This is a genomic window from Microbacterium arborescens (assembly GCF_049707515.1).
GTDB lineage: Bacteria > Actinomycetota > Actinomycetes > Actinomycetales > Microbacteriaceae > Microbacterium > Microbacterium arborescens_B.
On sequence record NZ_JBNAFI010000002.1, the window covers coordinates 11,257 to 26,689 of the forward strand.

The window sequence follows — 15,433 nt, forward strand, 5'->3', positions numbered from 1 at the left end:
GCGTGTCGGAGCCCGGCGCTACCATGAACCGTCCGATCGACTCGCTCAGGGAGACCCATGCTCGGCAAGCTCCTGGTCCGCTATCTGCGCACCTATCGATGGCTGCTTCTGGGCGTGCTGGTCTTCCAGTTCGGCTCGGCGATGGCCTCGCTCTACCTGCCTCGCCTCAACGCCGACATCATCGACAACGGCGTCGCGCGCGGTGACACCGCCTACATCTGGTCACGCGGCGCGATCATGCTGATGATCGCGCTCGGGCAGATCATCGCCTCGGTCATCGCGACGCTGTGCGCGGCCCGCGCGGCGATGGCGGCGGGCCGCGACATCCGACGCGACGTCTTCGAGAAGGTGAGCGGGTTCTCCGAGCGGGAGGTCTCGCGCTTCGGACCGGGCACACTCATCACCCGCAACACGAACGACGTGCAGCAGGTGCAGATGCTCGCCATGATGGGCGCGACGATGCTGGTCACCGCGCCGATGCTCGCCATCGGCGGCGTCATCATGGCGCTCCAGCAGGATGTCGGTCTGAGCTGGCTCATCGGCGTCGCCGTGCCCCTGCTGCTCGTCGTGGCCGGCCTCATCATCGGCCGCATGGTGCCGCTGTTCCGTCAGTTCCAGACACGGCTCGACAACGTCAACCGCATCATGCGGGAGCAGCTCACGGGCGTCCGCGTCGTTCGGGCCTTCGTGCGCGAGCGCATCGAAGAGCAGCGGTTCCGTGGCGCGAACACCGACATCATGATCGTCGGCCGCAAGGTGGGCTCGCTCTTCGTGCTCATGTTCCCCCTGGCCATGCTCGTGCTGAACGTCACGGTCGTCGGCGTCATCTGGTTCGGCGGCATCCAGGTCGATCAGGGCAACGTGCAGATCGGCACGCTCTTCGCCTTCATGCAGTACGTCGGTCAGATCCTCATGGGCGTGCTCATGGCGACGTTCATGACGATCATGATCCCGCGGGCCGCCGTCTCGGCCGACCGCATCGGCGAGGTGCTCTCCTCGCACGACGCCCTCGAGCGCCCTGCCTCGCCGGTGCGCGAGTTCCCCGAGCCCGGAGCGGTCGTCTTCGACGACGTTTCGTTCACCTACCCGGGTGCTGATTCGCCGGTGCTCGAAGGCATCTCGTTCCGCGCCGAGCCCGGTGAAACCGTCGCGGTGGTGGGCTCGACGGGGTCGGGCAAGACGACGCTGGTCTCGCTCATCCCTCGGCTGTTCGACGTGACGGGCGGATCGGTCGAGGTCGCGGGCGTCGATGTGCGGCGAGCCGACCTCGATCTGCTCTGGAGCGGCATCGGATACGTGCCGCAGCGTGCCTTCCTCTTCACCGGCACGGTCGCGTCGAACCTGCGATTCGGGCGCGAGGACGCGACCGACGACGAACTGTGGAAGGCGCTCGAGATCGCGCAGGGACGTGACTTCGTCGAAGAGATGGAGGGCGGCCTCGACGCCCGCATCGCGCAGGGGGGCACCAACGTGTCGGGCGGCCAGCGGCAGCGGCTCGCCATCGCGCGCGCGATCGTGCGGCGGCCCGACGTCCTCGTCTTCGACGACTCGTTCTCGGCGCTCGACCTCACCACCGACGCTCGTCTGCGCGAGGCGCTGTGGCGTGAGCTTCCCGAGGTCACCAAGATCGTCGTGGCGCAGCGGATCTCGACGGTGACGGGCGCCGACCGCATCCTCGTGCTCGACGACGGCCGCATGGCGGGCCTGGGCACCCACGCAGAACTGCTCGCCGACAACGAGACGTATCGCGAGATCGTCGAATCGCAGCTGGGAGTGGATGCATGAGCACCGCCGACAACCTCACCGAAGACGAGCGGCGCGAGCTCGAGCTGGCCGAACAGGCCCGGCAGACCTCGGGCGATTGGGACAGCGTCGCCCCCGGCAAGGCGGCCAAGTTCGGTCCGAGCTTCCTGCGGATGGTCGGGCTGCTGCGCCCGTACGCGGCGGTGTTCGCACTGATGACGGTGCTCGGTGCGATCGGGGTTCTGCTGGCCGTTCTCGCCCCGCGGGTCCTCGGCGACGCGACCAACCTGATCTTCGAGGGCGTCGTCTCGGCGAACCTCGGTTCGCAGTTCCCTTCGGGCACGAGCCAGGAGGATGTCGTCGCCGCGCTCAACGCGGCCGGGCAGACCGACGTCGCGAACATCGTCGGCGCGATGCAGAACTTCCAGGTCGGGGCGGGCGTCGACTTCGACCGGCTGAAATGGGTCGTCGTCACCGTGCTCGCGATCTACGTCGGCTCGGCGCTGCTGACCTGGCTGCAGGGCTTCGTGATCAACATCATCATGGTGCGCACGATGTGGCGCCTGCGCGAGTCGGTCGAGGCGAAGATCAACCGCTTGCCGCTGTCGTACTTCGACCGCGTCCAGCGCGGCGAGCTCATCTCGCGCGTGACGAACGACATCGATAACATCACCCAGACGATGCAGCAGTCGCTCTCGACGGCGCTCACCAGCGTGCTGACGGTGGTCGGCGTGCTGTTCATGATGTTCTCCATCTCGTGGCAGCTCGCTCTCGTCGCTCTGGTGTCGCTGCCGCTCATGGCAGTGATCTTCGGGGTCATCGGTCCGCGGTCGCAGAAGGCGTTCGCGGTGCAGTGGCGCAGGGTCGGCCGGTTGAACGCCCGTGTCGAGGAGTCGTTCTCGGGGCACGCGCTCGTGCGCGTCTACGGACGCGAGCGGGATGCGCGCGAGAAGTTCGAGGCCGAGAACGACGAACTGTTCGAAGCGGCGTTCAAGGCGCAGTTCCTGTCGGGCCTGATCATGCCGGGCATGACCTTCATCGGAAACCTCACGTACGTCGGCATCGCCGTGCTCGGCGGACTGATGGTCGCGTCCGGTCAGCTTCGACTCGGCGACGTGCAGGCGTTCATCCAGTACTCGCAGCAGTTCACCCAGCCGTTGTCGGAGCTCGGCGGAATGGCGGCGGTCGTGCAGTCGGGGACGGCGTCGGCCGAGCGCGTGTTCGAGCTCCTCGACGAGGACGAGCAGGACCCGGATGCCCCCGAGGTCGAGGCGGCCCGCACCGGGCGCGGCGTGATCGAGTTCGAGCACGTGCGCTTCGCCTACTCGCCCGACAAACCGCTCATCCGCGACCTGACCTTCCGGGTCGAGCCGGGGCAGACCGTCGCCATCGTCGGTCCGACGGGAGCGGGCAAGACGACACTCGTGAACCTGCTGATGCGCTTCTACGAGCTCGACGGCGGCCGCATCCTGCTCGACGGCCAGGACATCTCCGAGCTCTCGCGCGACGACGTGCGCTCACGCACCGGCATGGTGCTGCAGGACCCGTGGCTGTTCGCCGGCACCATCCGCGAGAACATCCGCTACGGACGCGAGGACGCGACCGACGACGAGATCGTGCAGGCGGCGATCGCGACGCGAGTCGACCGCTTCGTGCACTCGCTGCCGGACGGGTACGACACCGTCCTCGACGAGGATGCGGCGAACGTGTCCGCCGGCGAGAAGCAGCTCATCACGATCGCGCGCGCCTTCGTCGCCCAGCCCGCGGTGCTCATCCTCGACGAGGCGACGAGCTCGGTCGACACGCGCACCGAGCTGCTGCTGCAGCAGGCGATGTCGGCCCTGCGCGAAGGCCGCACCTCGTTCGTCATCGCGCACCGGCTGTCGACGATCCGCGACGCCGATCTGATCCTGGTCATGGAGCACGGCGACATCGTCGAGAAGGGCTCGCACGACGAGCTCATCGCGGCGCAGGGTGCGTACTGGCGTCTGTACCGGTCGCAGTTCGAGCAGGCCCCGTCGGATGCCGTCGCCGAGGGCGGCGTGCCGGACGCGCTCGACGAGGAGGGCGCAGACCGGTCGATCTCAGCCGATCGGTAGTCTGATCGAGGCGCGTTCGCGCCCGACGCGAGAGAAGGCAGAGTTGAGCGGTTCGACGCCTCCGGGCTGGTACGACGACGGCCACGGCGCGCTGCGGTGGTGGGACGGTGCGCAGTGGACCGAGCACACCCACAGCCCGGCCGAGCCGGCGCAGCCGGTCGCGACCGAGGCGTCCGTCTCCGCGCCAGGGTCGCCTTCCGCGCCCGCGTCACCGCCCGCGCCCGCGCGCCGATCGAAGCTCTGGATCGTCTTCGTCGCCCTCGGCGTCGTCCTCGTCGGCCTGATCGTGCTGGCGGCAGTGTTCATCCCGCGCTTCATCGTCGGCATCCTCGATCCGACCGCTGACCGCCCGACCGCCGGCACGGCCCAGAGCGCGGACCTCCGCGCCGCCGAAGACGTCGTGGACGCCTACGACGACGCGTGGGACGAGAAGGACTGCGCCGCCTATCAGGCCATCCTCACCCCCGAGTTCCTCACGAGCGGCGGACTCTCGGACTGCGCCGACTTCGCGCAGGCGGCCGACGAGTTCAACAACTCCGTCGAGGACTACGAGATCACCTTCATCTCCACGAGCCGGGAGGGCGACACCATCTACATCGAGACGGTCGAGACCTTCACCCAGACGGCGGATGCCGCCGGTGTCCCGCTCGAGAACCCGGTTCCGGCGACCTTCTCGGCGCTGTACACGCTGGTGTCGGACGGCTCCGGTTGGCTCATCGACGATTACGTCGAGCAGTGATGGTCGAGCGGGGCGCGCGCCGCAGCGCGCGGTTCTACGTGGCATGCGCGGGCGTCGGGCTCGCGGCGGGACTCCTCTCGGGGCTCTTCGGTGTGGGTGGCGGGACGGTCATCGTGCCGCTCCTCGTGCTGCTCCTCGGCTTCGATCAGCGTCTGGCCGCGGGAACCTCGCTCGCCGCGATCGTCCCGACGGCTTCGGTCGGGGTCATCTCGTATGCGCTGACCGGTTCCGTGGCCTGGATCCCGGCGATCATCCTCGCCGCCGGCGCGGTCATCGGGGCGCAGATCGGCAGCTGGCTGCTCGCAAAGATCCCGCAGAACGCCCTGCGCTGGGGGTTCGTGGCCTTCCTCGTCGTCGTCATCGTGACGCTCTTCATCGTCGTGCCCTCGCGTGACGCGGTGCTCGAGCTGAGCTGGCCCGTCGGCATCGGGCTCGCCGGGCTCGGACTGTTCACGGGCATCATGGCCGGCCTGCTCGGCGTGGGCGGGGGCGTGATCGTCGTGCCGGCGCTGATGTTCCTCTTCGGCACGAGCGACCTGGTCGCCAAGGGCACCTCGCTCCTGATGATGATCCCGACGGCGATCTCGGGCACCGTGGGCAACGCCCGACGGCGCAACGTCGACCTGGTGGCGGCCGTGGTCGTCGGGCTGGCCGCGTGCGCCACGACCGCCGTGGGCGCGTTGATCGCGACGCTGCTGAACCCGCTCACCTCGAACATGCTGTTCGCCGCATTCCTGACGTTCATCGCGTCGCAGATGGCGCTGCGAGCCGTCAAGGCGCACCGGACTGCGCGCGCGGCGAAGCGCGCTGCGCTGCCGTCGGAGGGCCGACGGTAGAATCGGACGGTGTCCGTGAACCCCGCTCTGGTCGAACGCGCCTTCCCGCCGACCGCCCCGTACCTCGTGGGTCGAGAGAAGGTGCGCGAATTCGCCCGCGCCGTCTTCGCCACTGATCCGCAGCACACCGACCCCGAGGCGGCCCGCGCCCTGGGGTACGCCGACGTCGTCGCGCCGCCGACCTTCGCCATGGTGATCCAGGACCTCACGCTGCAGCAGCTGCTGGGCGAGCCCGACTCGGGCATCGCCCTCGAGCGGACGGTTCACGCCGAGCAGCGTTTCCGCTACACCCGCCCGATCGTCGCGGGCGATGAGCTCACGGCGCAGCTCTCGGTCACCGGCATCCGCGCGTTCGGCGCCGGCGCGATGGTCACCAGCGAAGCGCAGATCCTCGATGCATCCGGTGACCACGTCGTGACCGCCGTCTCGGTGCTGCTGATCGGGGGCGAGGACGCATGAACGATCTCACTGTCGGAACGGTCGTCGCCGAGCGCACCGTCGAACTCTCGCGCGAGTCGCTCGTGCGGTACGCGGGCGCCTCGGGCGACTTCAACCCGATCCATTACCGCGACGACGTCGCGACCCGCGTCGGCCTTCCGGGCGTGCTCGCCCACGGGATGCTGACGATGGGGCTCGCGGTCGAGACGATCGTCGAGTGGCTCGGCGACAGCGGCCGCATCATCGAGTACGGCGTGCGGTTCACCCGCCCGGTCGTGGTCGACGCCGAGACCGGCGCGACGCTCACCGTGGTCGCGAAGGTCGGAGCCGTCGATGAGGATGCTGCGCGCATCGACCTGACCGTGAGCCACGGAGAGACCGTCGTGCTCGGCAAGGCGCAGGTGCGCGTGCGCACCGGCGAGTGACCGTGGCCGAGATCGAGCCGCGGCCTCTCGCGGAGCTGACGACGCTGCGCGCGGGCGCCGTCCCGGAGCGCATGATCGAGGCGTACTCCGCCGATGAACTGGTCGCGGCGATGCGCGAGCTGTGGGCGGCGGGCGAGCCCTGGCTCGTCGTCGGCGGCGGATCGAACCTCCTCGTGGGCGACGAGCCGTTCGACGGCACCGTCGTCGCCGTGCGCACGAGCGGCATCGAGGAGCTGGCCTCGCCGCACCCCGGACACACGCGGCTGAAGGTGCAGGCGGGACACTCCTGGGACGACCTCGTCGAGTACGCCGTCGCCGCGGGCCTCGGCGGGATCGCGGCGATGTCGGGCATCCCCGGCACGGCCGGCGCCGCCCCTGTCCAGAACATCGGCGCCTACGGTCAGGAGGTCGTGCAGACCCTCGTCGAGGTGGAGCTGCTCGACGAATCGACCGGCGATGTCAGCGTCGTGCCGGCATCCGATCTCGGACTCGGGTTCCGCACGTCCGTGCTCAAGCATCACCATGGATCGGTGGCCGTCCGTTCGGCCGTCATCCTCTCGATCACGCTCGAACTCGCGCAGGTCGGGCACGGCGAGTTCGTGATCCAGGGCCCGCAGCTGCGGGGCGCGCTCGGACTCGATCCTGCCGCCGCGGTCTCGCTGCGCTGGGTGCGCGAGACCGTCCTGGCCGTGCGAGCGAGTAAGGGGATGGTGCTCGACGACGCCGACCCCGACACGTGGAGCGCCGGATCGTTCTTCCAGAACGCGGTCGTGACCGCCGCCTTCGCGCGGACGCTGCCGGACGCGTGCCCGCGCTGGCCGGTCGCGCCCGACCCGGTGGCCGATCGGGTGATCCCGCTCAGCGAGTACTACGGCGTCTCGCCGACGGGCGAGGCCGCCGAGCCCGACGTCAAGGTCAGTGCTGCCTGGCTCATCGAGCATGCCGGCATCGGCAAGGGATTCGCATTGCCGGGGTCGCGTGCCGGCCTGTCGACCAAGCACGCGCTCGCTCTCACCAACCGCGGCGGTGCGACGGCCGACGAGCTCGCCGCGCTCGCGCGGTTCATCCAGCAGCGCGTGCAGTCGGAGTTCGGTCTCATCCTCCAGCCCGAGCCGGTCCTGGTCGGCGTCGAGCTCTGACCCCGCCCTCCTTCTCCACCGGTGAGGAATCCCGCCCGGAGGAGAAGGGGCGAGCTCGTCAGGAGAACAGGCGCTGGAGGCGCTGGATGCCCTCGAGGAGCTGCTCGTCGCCGAGGGCGTACGACAGGCGCAGGTATCCCGACGGACCGAAGGCCTCGCCGGGGACGACGGCGACCTCGGCCTGGTCGAGGATCAGGTCGGCGAGCTCGAGCGTCGTGTTCGCCTGCGTGCCGCCCCAGGCGCGTCCCAACAGGCCGGTGACGTCGGGGTAGACGTAGAACGCGCCGAGCGGGTTCGGTACCTCGACGCCGGGGATCTTCGCCAGTTCGCTGACGATGAGCCGGCGGCGACGGTCGAACGCGAGGCGCATCTGCTCGGCTTCGTCTTGCGGGCCGGTGAGCGCTGCGAGGGCGGCACGCTGCGCGACGTTGTTGACGTTCGAGCTCAGGTGCGACTGCAGGTTGGCGGCCAGCTTCATGGCGTCGGCCGGGCCGACCATCCAGCCCACGCGCCACCCGGTCATGGCGTAGGTCTTGGCGACGCCGTTGACGAGGATCGTCTGCCCGGCGAGCTCCGGGACGGCCTCGACGATCGAGACGGCGCGGATGCCCTCGTAGACGAGGTTCTGGTAGATCTCGTCGGTGATCACCCAGATGCCGTGCTCGAGCGCCCACTCGCCGATGGCCGCCGTCTCCTCGGGCGTGTACACCGCACCGGTCGGGTTGGACGGCGAGACGAACACGAGCACGGTGGTGCGTTCGGTGCGGGCCGCTTCGAGCTGCTCGACGGTGACCTTGTACTCCTGGTCGGCGCCGGCGAAGACCTCGACCGGGATGCCGTCGGCAAGGGCGATCGCCTCGGGGTAGGTGGTCCAGTACGGTGCGGGCAGCAGCACCTCGTCGCCCGGGTTCACGACGGTCTGGAAGGCCTGGTAGACCGCCTGCTTGCCGCCGTTGGTCACGATCACCTGTGACGGTTGCACCTCGAGGCCCGAGTCGCGGAACGTCTTGGCGGCGATCGCCTCGCGAAGCACCGGGAGACCGGCCGCCGGGGTGTAGCGGTAGTTGGCGGGGTCGGCCAGGGCGTGCTGCGCGGCATCGACGATGAACTGCGGCGTCGCGAAGTCGGGCTCACCCGCGGCATACGAGATCACAGGCCGACCGGAGGCCTGGAGGGCCTTCGCCTTCGCGTCGACCTTGAGGGTCGCCGACTCGGCGATGGCGGAGAGCTTGCGGGACAGCGGTGCGCGTTCGGTCACCCTTCGAGAGTAGCGCCGGGGTCCACCGATCGGTGGACGAGGATCGACCGGATGACCTCTGCCGGCGCGACGGCGGGAGCGGCAACCTGGAAGCATGACCACGAGAGCGAGCGCACCGACCGTCGTGCGCGGCCTGACCAAGAGGTACGGCGGCCTCACCGCCGTCGATGACGTGAGCTTCGACGTGCCCGCGGGCGGGGTGTTCGCCTTCCTCGGGACGAACGGGGCCGGGAAGTCGACCACGATCGGCGCGCTCACCACGGTGATCGAACCGGATGCCGGTTCTCTCGAGGTCGCCGGTCGCGACGTGCGGACGGACGGCGACGCGGTACGCCGGGCGATCGGCGTGGTCTTCCAGGACTCGCTGCTCGATGCCGCGCTCACCGTGCGCGAGAACCTCTTCGTGCGGGCTCGGCCATACCTCGGCTCCGCGGCGGCTATCCGCGACCGCATCGCGCGGCTCACCGACGTCATCGACCTCGGCGAGTTCATCGACCGACGCTACGGCCGCCTGTCGGGCGGACAGCGTCGCCGGGCCGACATCGCCCGAGCGCTGCTGCACGACCCCGAGATCGTCTTCCTCGACGAGCCGACCACGGGCCTCGATCCCGCGAGTCGGCAGATGGTGTGGCGGACGATCCACGATCTGCGCGAGCGCGCCGGCCTGACGGTGTTCCTCACCACCCACTACCTCGAAGAGACGGAGGAGGCCGACCAGGTGTGCATCATCGACCGCGGCCGCATCGTGGCGGACGGCACTCCGGCGCAGCTGCGGGCGCGCTACAGCTCCAGCATCCTGTCGCTCGTCGCCGCCGTCGGCGAGGAGCGGATCACCGTCGCGGATGCCGCGGAGGCGCGTCGCATCCTCGCCGAGCGGGGCGACGCGGTGCTCGACTTCGAGTTCCGCCACGGCCGCATGGACGACGTGTTCCTGGCTCTGACCGGGCACGCCGGCACGGGGGAGGGATCGCGATGAGAACCCTCCAGGCGTATGTCGGGCGCAACCTCCGGCTGTTCTATCGCGACCCGCTCGGGGTCTTCTTCTCGCTCACCGGGGCGCTCGTCGTGTTCCTGCTGTACGCGCTGTTCCTCGGCCAGATGCAGGTTGACGCGCTCGCGGCCACGCCGGGGTTCGACGCCGACGCGGCGCGCGACTTCGTGGACTCGTGGATGTTCGCCGGCGTCGTCGCGGTGGCGGCGGTCACGACACCGCTCGGGGCGCTGTCGACGTTCGTGGAGGATGCCGCCAGCGGTCGCTTCCGCGACTTCCTCGTCTCGCCGGTGCGCCGGGCGCAGCTCGTGCTGGGCTACCTCGGTTCGGCGTTCATCATCGGCCTGCTCACGACCCTGATCGTGCTCGCCGTGGCGCTGGCCTACCTCGGTGTGACGGGCGGGACGCTGCCCGATGCCGGGCAGATCTCCCGCATCGTGCTGTGGACCGCCCTGTCGGTGGCCGCGTACACGGCCCTGTGGGCGTTCGTCGTCTCGTTCCTGCGCACGAGCGGTTCGTACTCGGGGCTCTCGACGCTCGTGGGAACCCTGACGGGCTTCGTCGCGGGTGCGTACATCCCGGTGGGGTCGTTCCCCGACGCCGTGCGGGATGCCGTCGGGCTGCTGCCGTTCGCCCAGTCGGCCATGCTCGTCCGACGCGAGTTCGCCGTCGACCCGCTCGATCGCCTCGCGAGCGGAGCGCCGGGAGCGGTCGACGAGCTCAGCCGCGTCTACGGCCTCGACCTGCAGGTCGGCGGCGCTCTCGTGCCCGTCTGGGTCGCCGCCGTCGTCCTGGTCGTGGTGGCCGTCGCGTTCACCGTGCTCGCGGCCACGCGCATCCGCTCCCGCATCCGCTGAGGGCAGGATGGTGTCGTGATCAGTCGCAGATGGGTGGACGTCGCGGTGGGGGCGGTCGTCGCGCTCGGCATTGCCATCCTCGTCGCCGGAGGCTCGGCGGAACGGCTGCCCTGGGCGGTCGCGGGGCTGGTGCTGCTGCTGGCGGCTTACCTCATCGCCCGGCCCTCCGCCGGAGCCGAGGATCCGCGGCGGTTCGCGGTCTTCCTCGTGGTCGCGACGCTCGCGATCGCCGTGATGACCTTCGGTGAGGTCTCTCTCGCGACGATGCAGGTGATCGTGTATCCGCTGGTGTGGATCTTCGCGCCGCTTCGCCGCGACGGCATCGTGGGGTCGGTCGTCGTCGGCGCGGGGATGTTCCTCGGGTACGCGGCCGGCTTCGCGTTCGAGCCGGATGCGGTCCTCGAGGCGAGCGCGGTGGCGACGGTGTCGGTGGCGTTCTCGATCGCGATGGGGTGGTGGATCACGGCGATCGCCGAGTACGGGCAGGAGCGCGGGAGACTGCTGGCCGAACTGTCGGAAGCGCACCAGCAGGTCGAGGCGCTCAGCCGCGACAAGGGCGCCGCCGACGAGCGGGAACATCTGGCGCGCGAGATCCACGACACCCTCGCGCAGACGCTCGCCGGGATCGTCATGCTCGCCGAGCAGGCCGGACGGCGCTCGCGCGCGGGCGACACCGACGGTGCGGCGGCAGCCGTCGAGCGGCTGGAGGTGGCCGCCCGCGATGCTCTCGACGAGGCCCGGGCCATCGTCGCGCGGACGGCGGCCGTTCCGGGCGACCCCGTTCTCGGGGCGGCGGTCGAGCGGCTCGCGGACCGCTTCCGTGCCGACACCGGCCTGGCGATCTCGGTCGTCGACACGGCCTCCGGGACGGTGCCGGACGTCGGTGCAGGACCCGCGCCCGACGAGGGCGTCGACCGTGAGACGCAGGTGGTGGCGCTGCGTTGCCTGCAGGAGGCGCTGTCGAACGTGCGCAAGCACGCTGCGGCCGCACGTGTCTCGGTGTCGCTCTCGCGTGACGACGACGGCGCGCTGCGACTGGCCGTCGAAGACGACGGTCGCGGGTTCGACGCATCGTCGACGCGCACCGGCTACGGCCTCGACGGGATGCGTGAGCGTGTGGCGCTCGCCGGCGGAACACTGGAGGTGACCGCCATCGCGGGGGCGGGAACCACGCTCGTCGTCCGGCTGCCTGCGCCGGCCGCTCGCGAGGCTGCCCGGGCGGCGATGGTGCGCGCATGATCCGTCTGCTGATCGCCGACGATCACCCGATCGTCCGGTCGGGTCTGGTGGGGCTGCTCGCCGACGAGCCCGGCTTCGAGGTCGTCGCCGAAGCCGCCGACGGCGACGAGGCCGTGCGCCTGGCCGCCGAGACCCAGCCCGACGTCATCCTGATGGACCTGCGGATGCCCGTGGTCGACGGCGTCGCGGCAACCGCGCGCATCGTGAACGCGCGCGCCGGGGCGGAGCGCACCGGCGGCGCGGGACCGCGCGTGCTGATCCTCACCACCTACGAGAGCGACGACCAGATCCTCGCGGCGATCGAGGCAGGAGCCAGCGGCTACCTGCTGAAAGCGGCTCCGCGCGAGGAGATCGTGGCCGGCATCCGGTCGGTCGCCGCCGGGCAGTCGGCGCTCTCGCCGGCCGTCGCGGTGCGGCTGGTGGAACGGATGCGGCAGCCGGAGGCGCCGGCATCCGCGCTCACTCCGCGCGAGACCGGCGTGCTGCGTCTCGTCGCGGCCGGGCTCGGCAACAAGCAGATCGCCGCGCAGCTCGGGATCGGCGAGTCGACCGTCAAGACGCACCTGCTGCGCGTCTACGACAAGCTCGGCGTCGACAGCCGCACGCGCGCCGTGACGCTCGCCCTGGAGCGCGGTCTCCTTCCCTGATCAGGGGGACAGGCGCAGGGCCGTCCAGATGGCGGCGCGGTCGGCGAAGGCCGACAGGTCGCGTCCGAGCAGGCGCTGAGCGAGGGCGATGCGGGTGCGGACGGTGTGCCGGTGCACGCCGAGCACGCGCGCCGTCGCCTCATGGGCGCCGTCGTTGTCGAGCCACGCGACGAGCGTCGCCTCGAGGGCGGTGCCGTGACGCGCGTCGTGGCTGCGCAACGGGGTCAGCTCGGCACCGGCGCGGGCGCGTGCGGATGCCGTCGCGAGATCGTCGAGCAGGTCTCCGGGCGCCTCGGCGACATCCGTCACCGAACCCGGTCGACCGCGGTCCCGCGCGAGCCGCGCCCGGTCTCTCCCCGTCGGCACGTCGTCATCGGCTGCGGCCGCGGCGGTGCCGAGCCGCCACGACAGGCGCGCGGCGATGTCGACGAGCATGGGCCGGTCGGCGGCGGCGACGAGGAGGAACACGCCGTCGTCGTCGCGGCCGTAGAACAGTCGTCCCGCCGCGGCGTGGTGGTCGAGCACCTCGCGGGCACCGGTCGGGGCGAGGGCGTCGGCGACGGCGACGACATACGGGGCGGCGGGGAAACCGCCCCACGCGTCGGTGGCCACCTGGCGCGCCAGCTCCGGATGCCCGCTCGCGATGAGGTCGACGAGCGCGGCCCGCAGCCGGCTCCATGCGCCCGCGGTCATCCGGCGCTGCTCGAGGGCGAGGCCGGTGGTCGCGACGACGGCGTTGACGACAGCCCGGGCGTCCTGGTCGAGCTCCGCGCCGGCGGTCGCCAGCACGCCCCGCTGCCCGCCCGAACCGAGCGTCTGCAGCGTGACGGGGCGGCCGACGAGCCGCAGCGCGGCACCGGTTCCGCCGCCGCGCCGGAGCAGTGCCGCGGCCTCGGCGTCGACGGCTGAGCGCAGCTCATCGTCCGCCGAGAACCCGGCCGCGGCGTGCGCGTGGGTGAGCGTGCCCGAAGCGTCGTACAGGCCGACCCACGCGCCGAGCTGGCGTGCGAGCTCGGCGAGCGTCGCGTCGAACCCGTCAGGGCGCAACGCCGCGATCGCGAGTGCCCGCTGCGCATCGAGGGCCCAGCTGCGACGCGCGTACGCCTGCGCGGCGATCGCCTCGGCGGCGGCCCGGGCGACGGCGATGAACGGCGTCCGATAGGGCACCTCGAACAAGGGCATGCCCGCGGCTTCGCACGCGAGCCGCAGCGAGTCGGGGATGCCGTCGCGCACGACCTCGGTGCCGAACCCGAGCCCGCGAACGCCGCGCGCCCGGAGCCGGTGCACGTACGCGTGCGCGTCGGCGTCGGACTCCGCGTCGTTTTCGGCGTCGGCGTCGGCATTCGCAGTGAACTGGGTGCCCGTCGTGAGGAGCACGACGTCTTCGGAGAGGAAGGGAGTCGGATCGGCGAGGTCGGAGCTGTGCACCCAGCGCACGGGGGCATCGAGGCTCGCGTCGTCGATGGGTGTGGCGAGGCGCAGGTCGAGCTCCCGTCGTGCCAGCAGAGCACGGACGGTCGGTGACGGAGGAGTGGCGGCGGGCATCGGCATCCTGTACGGCGCGTCGAAAACAGGTCGGCTCACTGTACATCCCGGCGAATGCGGGGTGCACGACGCGAGTCCTACTGTCGCGGGATGAGCACCTCGACCTCGACGCCGACCATCCCCCTCGGCGGCCCGACCCTCCCGCAGGAGCGCCGCCTCGTCACCTCGATCCCCGGACCTCGTTCGGAGGAGCTGCTGGCACGCAAGGCCGCCGCGGTTCCGGCGGGCGTCGGTCACACCGCTCCGATCCACGCGGTCGCCGCGGGCGGGGGAGTCGTCGTCGATGCCGACGGGAACTCCCTCATCGACCTGGGCTCGGGCATCGCGGTGACGTCGGTCGGTAACGCTCACCCCGCGGTCGTGGCCGCCGTGCAGGCGCAGGTGGCGCAGTTCACCCACACCTGCTTCATGATCTCGCCCTACGAGTCGTACGTCGCGGTCGCGGAGGCCCTGAACCGGTTGACCCCCGGCGACCACGAGAAGAAGACGGCGCTGTTCAACTCGGGCGCCGAAGCGGTGGAGAACGCCGTGAAGATCGCCCGCAAGGCGACCGGCCGCCAGGCTGTCGTCGCGTTCGACCACGGCTATCACGGCCGCACCAACCTCACGATGGCGCTGACGGCGAAGTCGATGCCCTACAAGAGCGGGTTCGGGCCCTTCGCCCCCGAGGTCTACCGGGCGCCGCTGTCGTACCCGTTCCGCGACGGCCTGTCGGGACCGGATGCCGCAGCGCGGTCCATCTCGCAGATCGAGAAGCAGATCGGCGCCGACAACCTCGCCGCCGTGATCATCGAGCCCATTCAGGGCGAGGGCGGGTTCATCGTCCCCGCCGACGGCTTCCTGCCGGCGATCGCCGACTGGTGCCGGGAGAACGGCGTCGTCTTCATCGCCGACGAGGTGCAGACCGGTTTCGCGCGCACCGGTGCGATGTTCGCGAGCGAGCACTTCGGCATCGTCCCCGACCTCATCACCACGGCCAAGGGCATCGCGGCGGGCCTTCCGCTCGCGGCCGTCACCGGTCGCGCCGACATCATGGACGCGTCGCACCCCGGCGGGCTCGGCGGCACGTACGGTGGCAACCCCATCGCGTGCGCGGCAGCCCTCGCCTCGATCGACGCGTTCGAGAACGACGGCCTGATCGAGCGCGCGCAGCAGATCGGAGTGCGCCTCACCGCTCGCCTGAACGCCCTGCGCGAGAGCGACCCGCGCGTGGGCGACGTGCGCGGCCTCGGCGCGATGATCGCCGCCGAGTTCGTCGATCCGGCGACGGGCGCCCCCGACGCCGCGCTCACGGCAGCCGTCGCGAAGGCCTGCATCGCCGAGGGAGTCATCGTCCTGACGTGCGGCACCTACGGCAACGTCATCCGCTTCCTGCCGCCCCTGTCGATCGGCGACGAGCTGCTCGACGAGGGGCTCGACGTCGTCGCGGCCGCGCTCGGGCGGGCCTGAGCCCATCCCCGCGCACCCGCGCCCCGGT

14 protein-coding genes are annotated in these 15,433 nt (G+C 71.0%); 12 read left to right on the forward strand and 2 right to left on the reverse strand.

Annotation, left to right across the window (positions count from 1 at the left end; all coding sequences use genetic code 11):
* Positions 1–57 precede the first annotated feature (57 nt).
* From ACPYN5_RS04010 to ACPYN5_RS04040, 7 genes are read left to right on the forward strand one after another with little or no spacing between them, the layout of a single operon-like run.
* A complete protein-coding gene (locus ACPYN5_RS04010; RefSeq protein WP_424447700.1) occupies positions 58–1,785 on the forward strand; it encodes an ABC transporter ATP-binding protein in 1,728 nt (575 codons plus the stop codon).
* Entirely contained in the window at positions 1,782–3,842 is a 2,061-nt protein-coding gene (locus ACPYN5_RS04015) for an ABC transporter ATP-binding protein (RefSeq protein ID WP_424447701.1), read from the forward strand. Before ACPYN5_RS04010 ends, ACPYN5_RS04015 begins: the two co-directional genes overlap by 4 nt.
* 43 nt (positions 3,843–3,885) lie before the next feature.
* Positions 3,886–4,581, forward strand: coding sequence for a DUF2510 domain-containing protein (locus ACPYN5_RS04020; protein WP_424447702.1), 696 nt, complete (start codon positions 3,886–3,888; stop codon positions 4,579–4,581).
* Positions 4,581–5,417 (forward strand): sulfite exporter TauE/SafE family protein, encoded by an 837-nt coding sequence (locus tag ACPYN5_RS04025; RefSeq protein WP_424448237.1) that lies wholly within the window; start codon positions 4,581–4,583, stop codon positions 5,415–5,417. The genes ACPYN5_RS04020 and ACPYN5_RS04025 overlap by 1 nt, the downstream gene beginning before the upstream one ends.
* Positions 5,418–5,426: 9 nt before the next feature.
* A complete protein-coding gene (locus ACPYN5_RS04030; protein ID WP_424447703.1) occupies positions 5,427–5,876 on the forward strand; it encodes an FAS1-like dehydratase domain-containing protein in 450 nt (149 codons plus the stop codon).
* Positions 5,873–6,280, forward strand: a complete 408-nt coding sequence (locus ACPYN5_RS04035; protein WP_424447704.1) for a MaoC family dehydratase — start codon at positions 5,873–5,875, stop codon at positions 6,278–6,280. The genes ACPYN5_RS04030 and ACPYN5_RS04035 overlap by 4 nt, the downstream gene beginning before the upstream one ends.
* Before the next feature lie 2 nt (positions 6,281–6,282).
* A complete protein-coding gene (locus ACPYN5_RS04040) occupies positions 6,283–7,419 on the forward strand; it encodes a UDP-N-acetylmuramate dehydrogenase (protein WP_424447705.1) in 1,137 nt (378 codons plus the stop codon).
* Between the two features lie 58 nt (positions 7,420–7,477).
* Here ACPYN5_RS04040 and ACPYN5_RS04045 read toward each other — a convergent pair whose 3' ends face one another.
* Positions 7,478–8,677: a pyridoxal phosphate-dependent aminotransferase gene (locus ACPYN5_RS04045; protein WP_424447706.1), complete on the reverse strand. Its 1,200-nt coding sequence runs from the start codon at positions 8,675–8,677 to the stop codon at positions 7,478–7,480.
* A 94-nt stretch (positions 8,678–8,771) separates the two neighbouring features.
* Here ACPYN5_RS04045 and ACPYN5_RS04050 point away from each other — a divergent pair, with 94 nt between their 5' ends.
* From ACPYN5_RS04050 to ACPYN5_RS04065, 4 genes are read left to right on the forward strand one after another with little or no spacing between them, the layout of a single operon-like run.
* Positions 8,772–9,653 (forward strand): ABC transporter ATP-binding protein, encoded by an 882-nt coding sequence (locus ACPYN5_RS04050; protein ID WP_424447707.1) that lies wholly within the window; start codon positions 8,772–8,774, stop codon positions 9,651–9,653.
* Positions 9,650–10,525: an ABC transporter permease gene (locus ACPYN5_RS04055; protein WP_424447708.1), complete on the forward strand. Its 876-nt coding sequence runs from the start codon at positions 9,650–9,652 to the stop codon at positions 10,523–10,525. Before ACPYN5_RS04050 ends, ACPYN5_RS04055 begins: the two co-directional genes overlap by 4 nt.
* Before the next feature lie 15 nt (positions 10,526–10,540).
* Positions 10,541–11,764: a sensor histidine kinase gene (locus ACPYN5_RS04060; protein WP_424447709.1), complete on the forward strand. Its 1,224-nt coding sequence runs from the start codon at positions 10,541–10,543 to the stop codon at positions 11,762–11,764.
* A complete protein-coding gene (locus ACPYN5_RS04065) occupies positions 11,761–12,411 on the forward strand; it encodes a response regulator (protein WP_424447710.1) in 651 nt (216 codons plus the stop codon). The genes ACPYN5_RS04060 and ACPYN5_RS04065 overlap by 4 nt, the downstream gene beginning before the upstream one ends.
* On the opposite strand, the gene ACPYN5_RS04070 is transcribed toward ACPYN5_RS04065, so the two are convergent.
* Positions 12,412–13,956 (reverse strand): PucR family transcriptional regulator, encoded by a 1,545-nt coding sequence (locus ACPYN5_RS04070; protein ID WP_424447711.1) that lies wholly within the window; start codon positions 13,954–13,956, stop codon positions 12,412–12,414.
* Positions 13,957–14,046: 90 nt separating this feature from the next.
* Here ACPYN5_RS04070 and gabT point away from each other — a divergent pair, with 90 nt between their 5' ends.
* Positions 14,047–15,405 carry a 4-aminobutyrate--2-oxoglutarate transaminase gene (gabT, locus tag ACPYN5_RS04075; RefSeq protein ID WP_424447712.1) on the forward strand — a complete coding sequence of 453 codons (1,359 nt, stop codon included), beginning with the start codon at positions 14,047–14,049 and terminating at the stop codon, positions 15,403–15,405.
* Positions 15,406–15,433 lie beyond the last annotated feature (28 nt).

What these genes read in the sequence shown, in the direction of transcription:
- ACPYN5_RS04010 (WP_424447700.1), top strand. Translation starts at nt 58, where the DNA reads ATGCTCGGCAAGCTCCTGGTCCGCTATCTGCGCACCTATCGATGGCTG.
- ACPYN5_RS04015 (WP_424447701.1), top strand. Translation starts at nt 1,782, where the DNA reads ATGAGCACCGCCGACAACCTCACCGAAGACGAGCGGCGCGAGCTCGAG.
- ACPYN5_RS04025 (WP_424448237.1), top strand. Translation starts at nt 4,581, where the DNA reads ATGGTCGAGCGGGGCGCGCGCCGCAGCGCGCGGTTCTACGTGGCATGC.
- ACPYN5_RS04035 (WP_424447704.1), top strand. Translation starts at nt 5,873, where the DNA reads ATGAACGATCTCACTGTCGGAACGGTCGTCGCCGAGCGCACCGTCGAA.
- ACPYN5_RS04050 (WP_424447707.1), top strand. Translation starts at nt 8,772, where the DNA reads ATGACCACGAGAGCGAGCGCACCGACCGTCGTGCGCGGCCTGACCAAG.
- ACPYN5_RS04055 (WP_424447708.1), top strand. Translation starts at nt 9,650, where the DNA reads ATGAGAACCCTCCAGGCGTATGTCGGGCGCAACCTCCGGCTGTTCTAT.
- ACPYN5_RS04065 (WP_424447710.1), top strand. Translation starts at nt 11,761, where the DNA reads ATGATCCGTCTGCTGATCGCCGACGATCACCCGATCGTCCGGTCGGGT.
- ACPYN5_RS04070 (WP_424447711.1), bottom strand. Translation starts at nt 13,956, where the DNA reads ATGCCCGCCGCCACTCCTCCGTCACCGACCGTCCGTGCTCTGCTGGCA.
- gabT (WP_424447712.1), top strand. Translation starts at nt 14,047, where the DNA reads ATGAGCACCTCGACCTCGACGCCGACCATCCCCCTCGGCGGCCCGACC.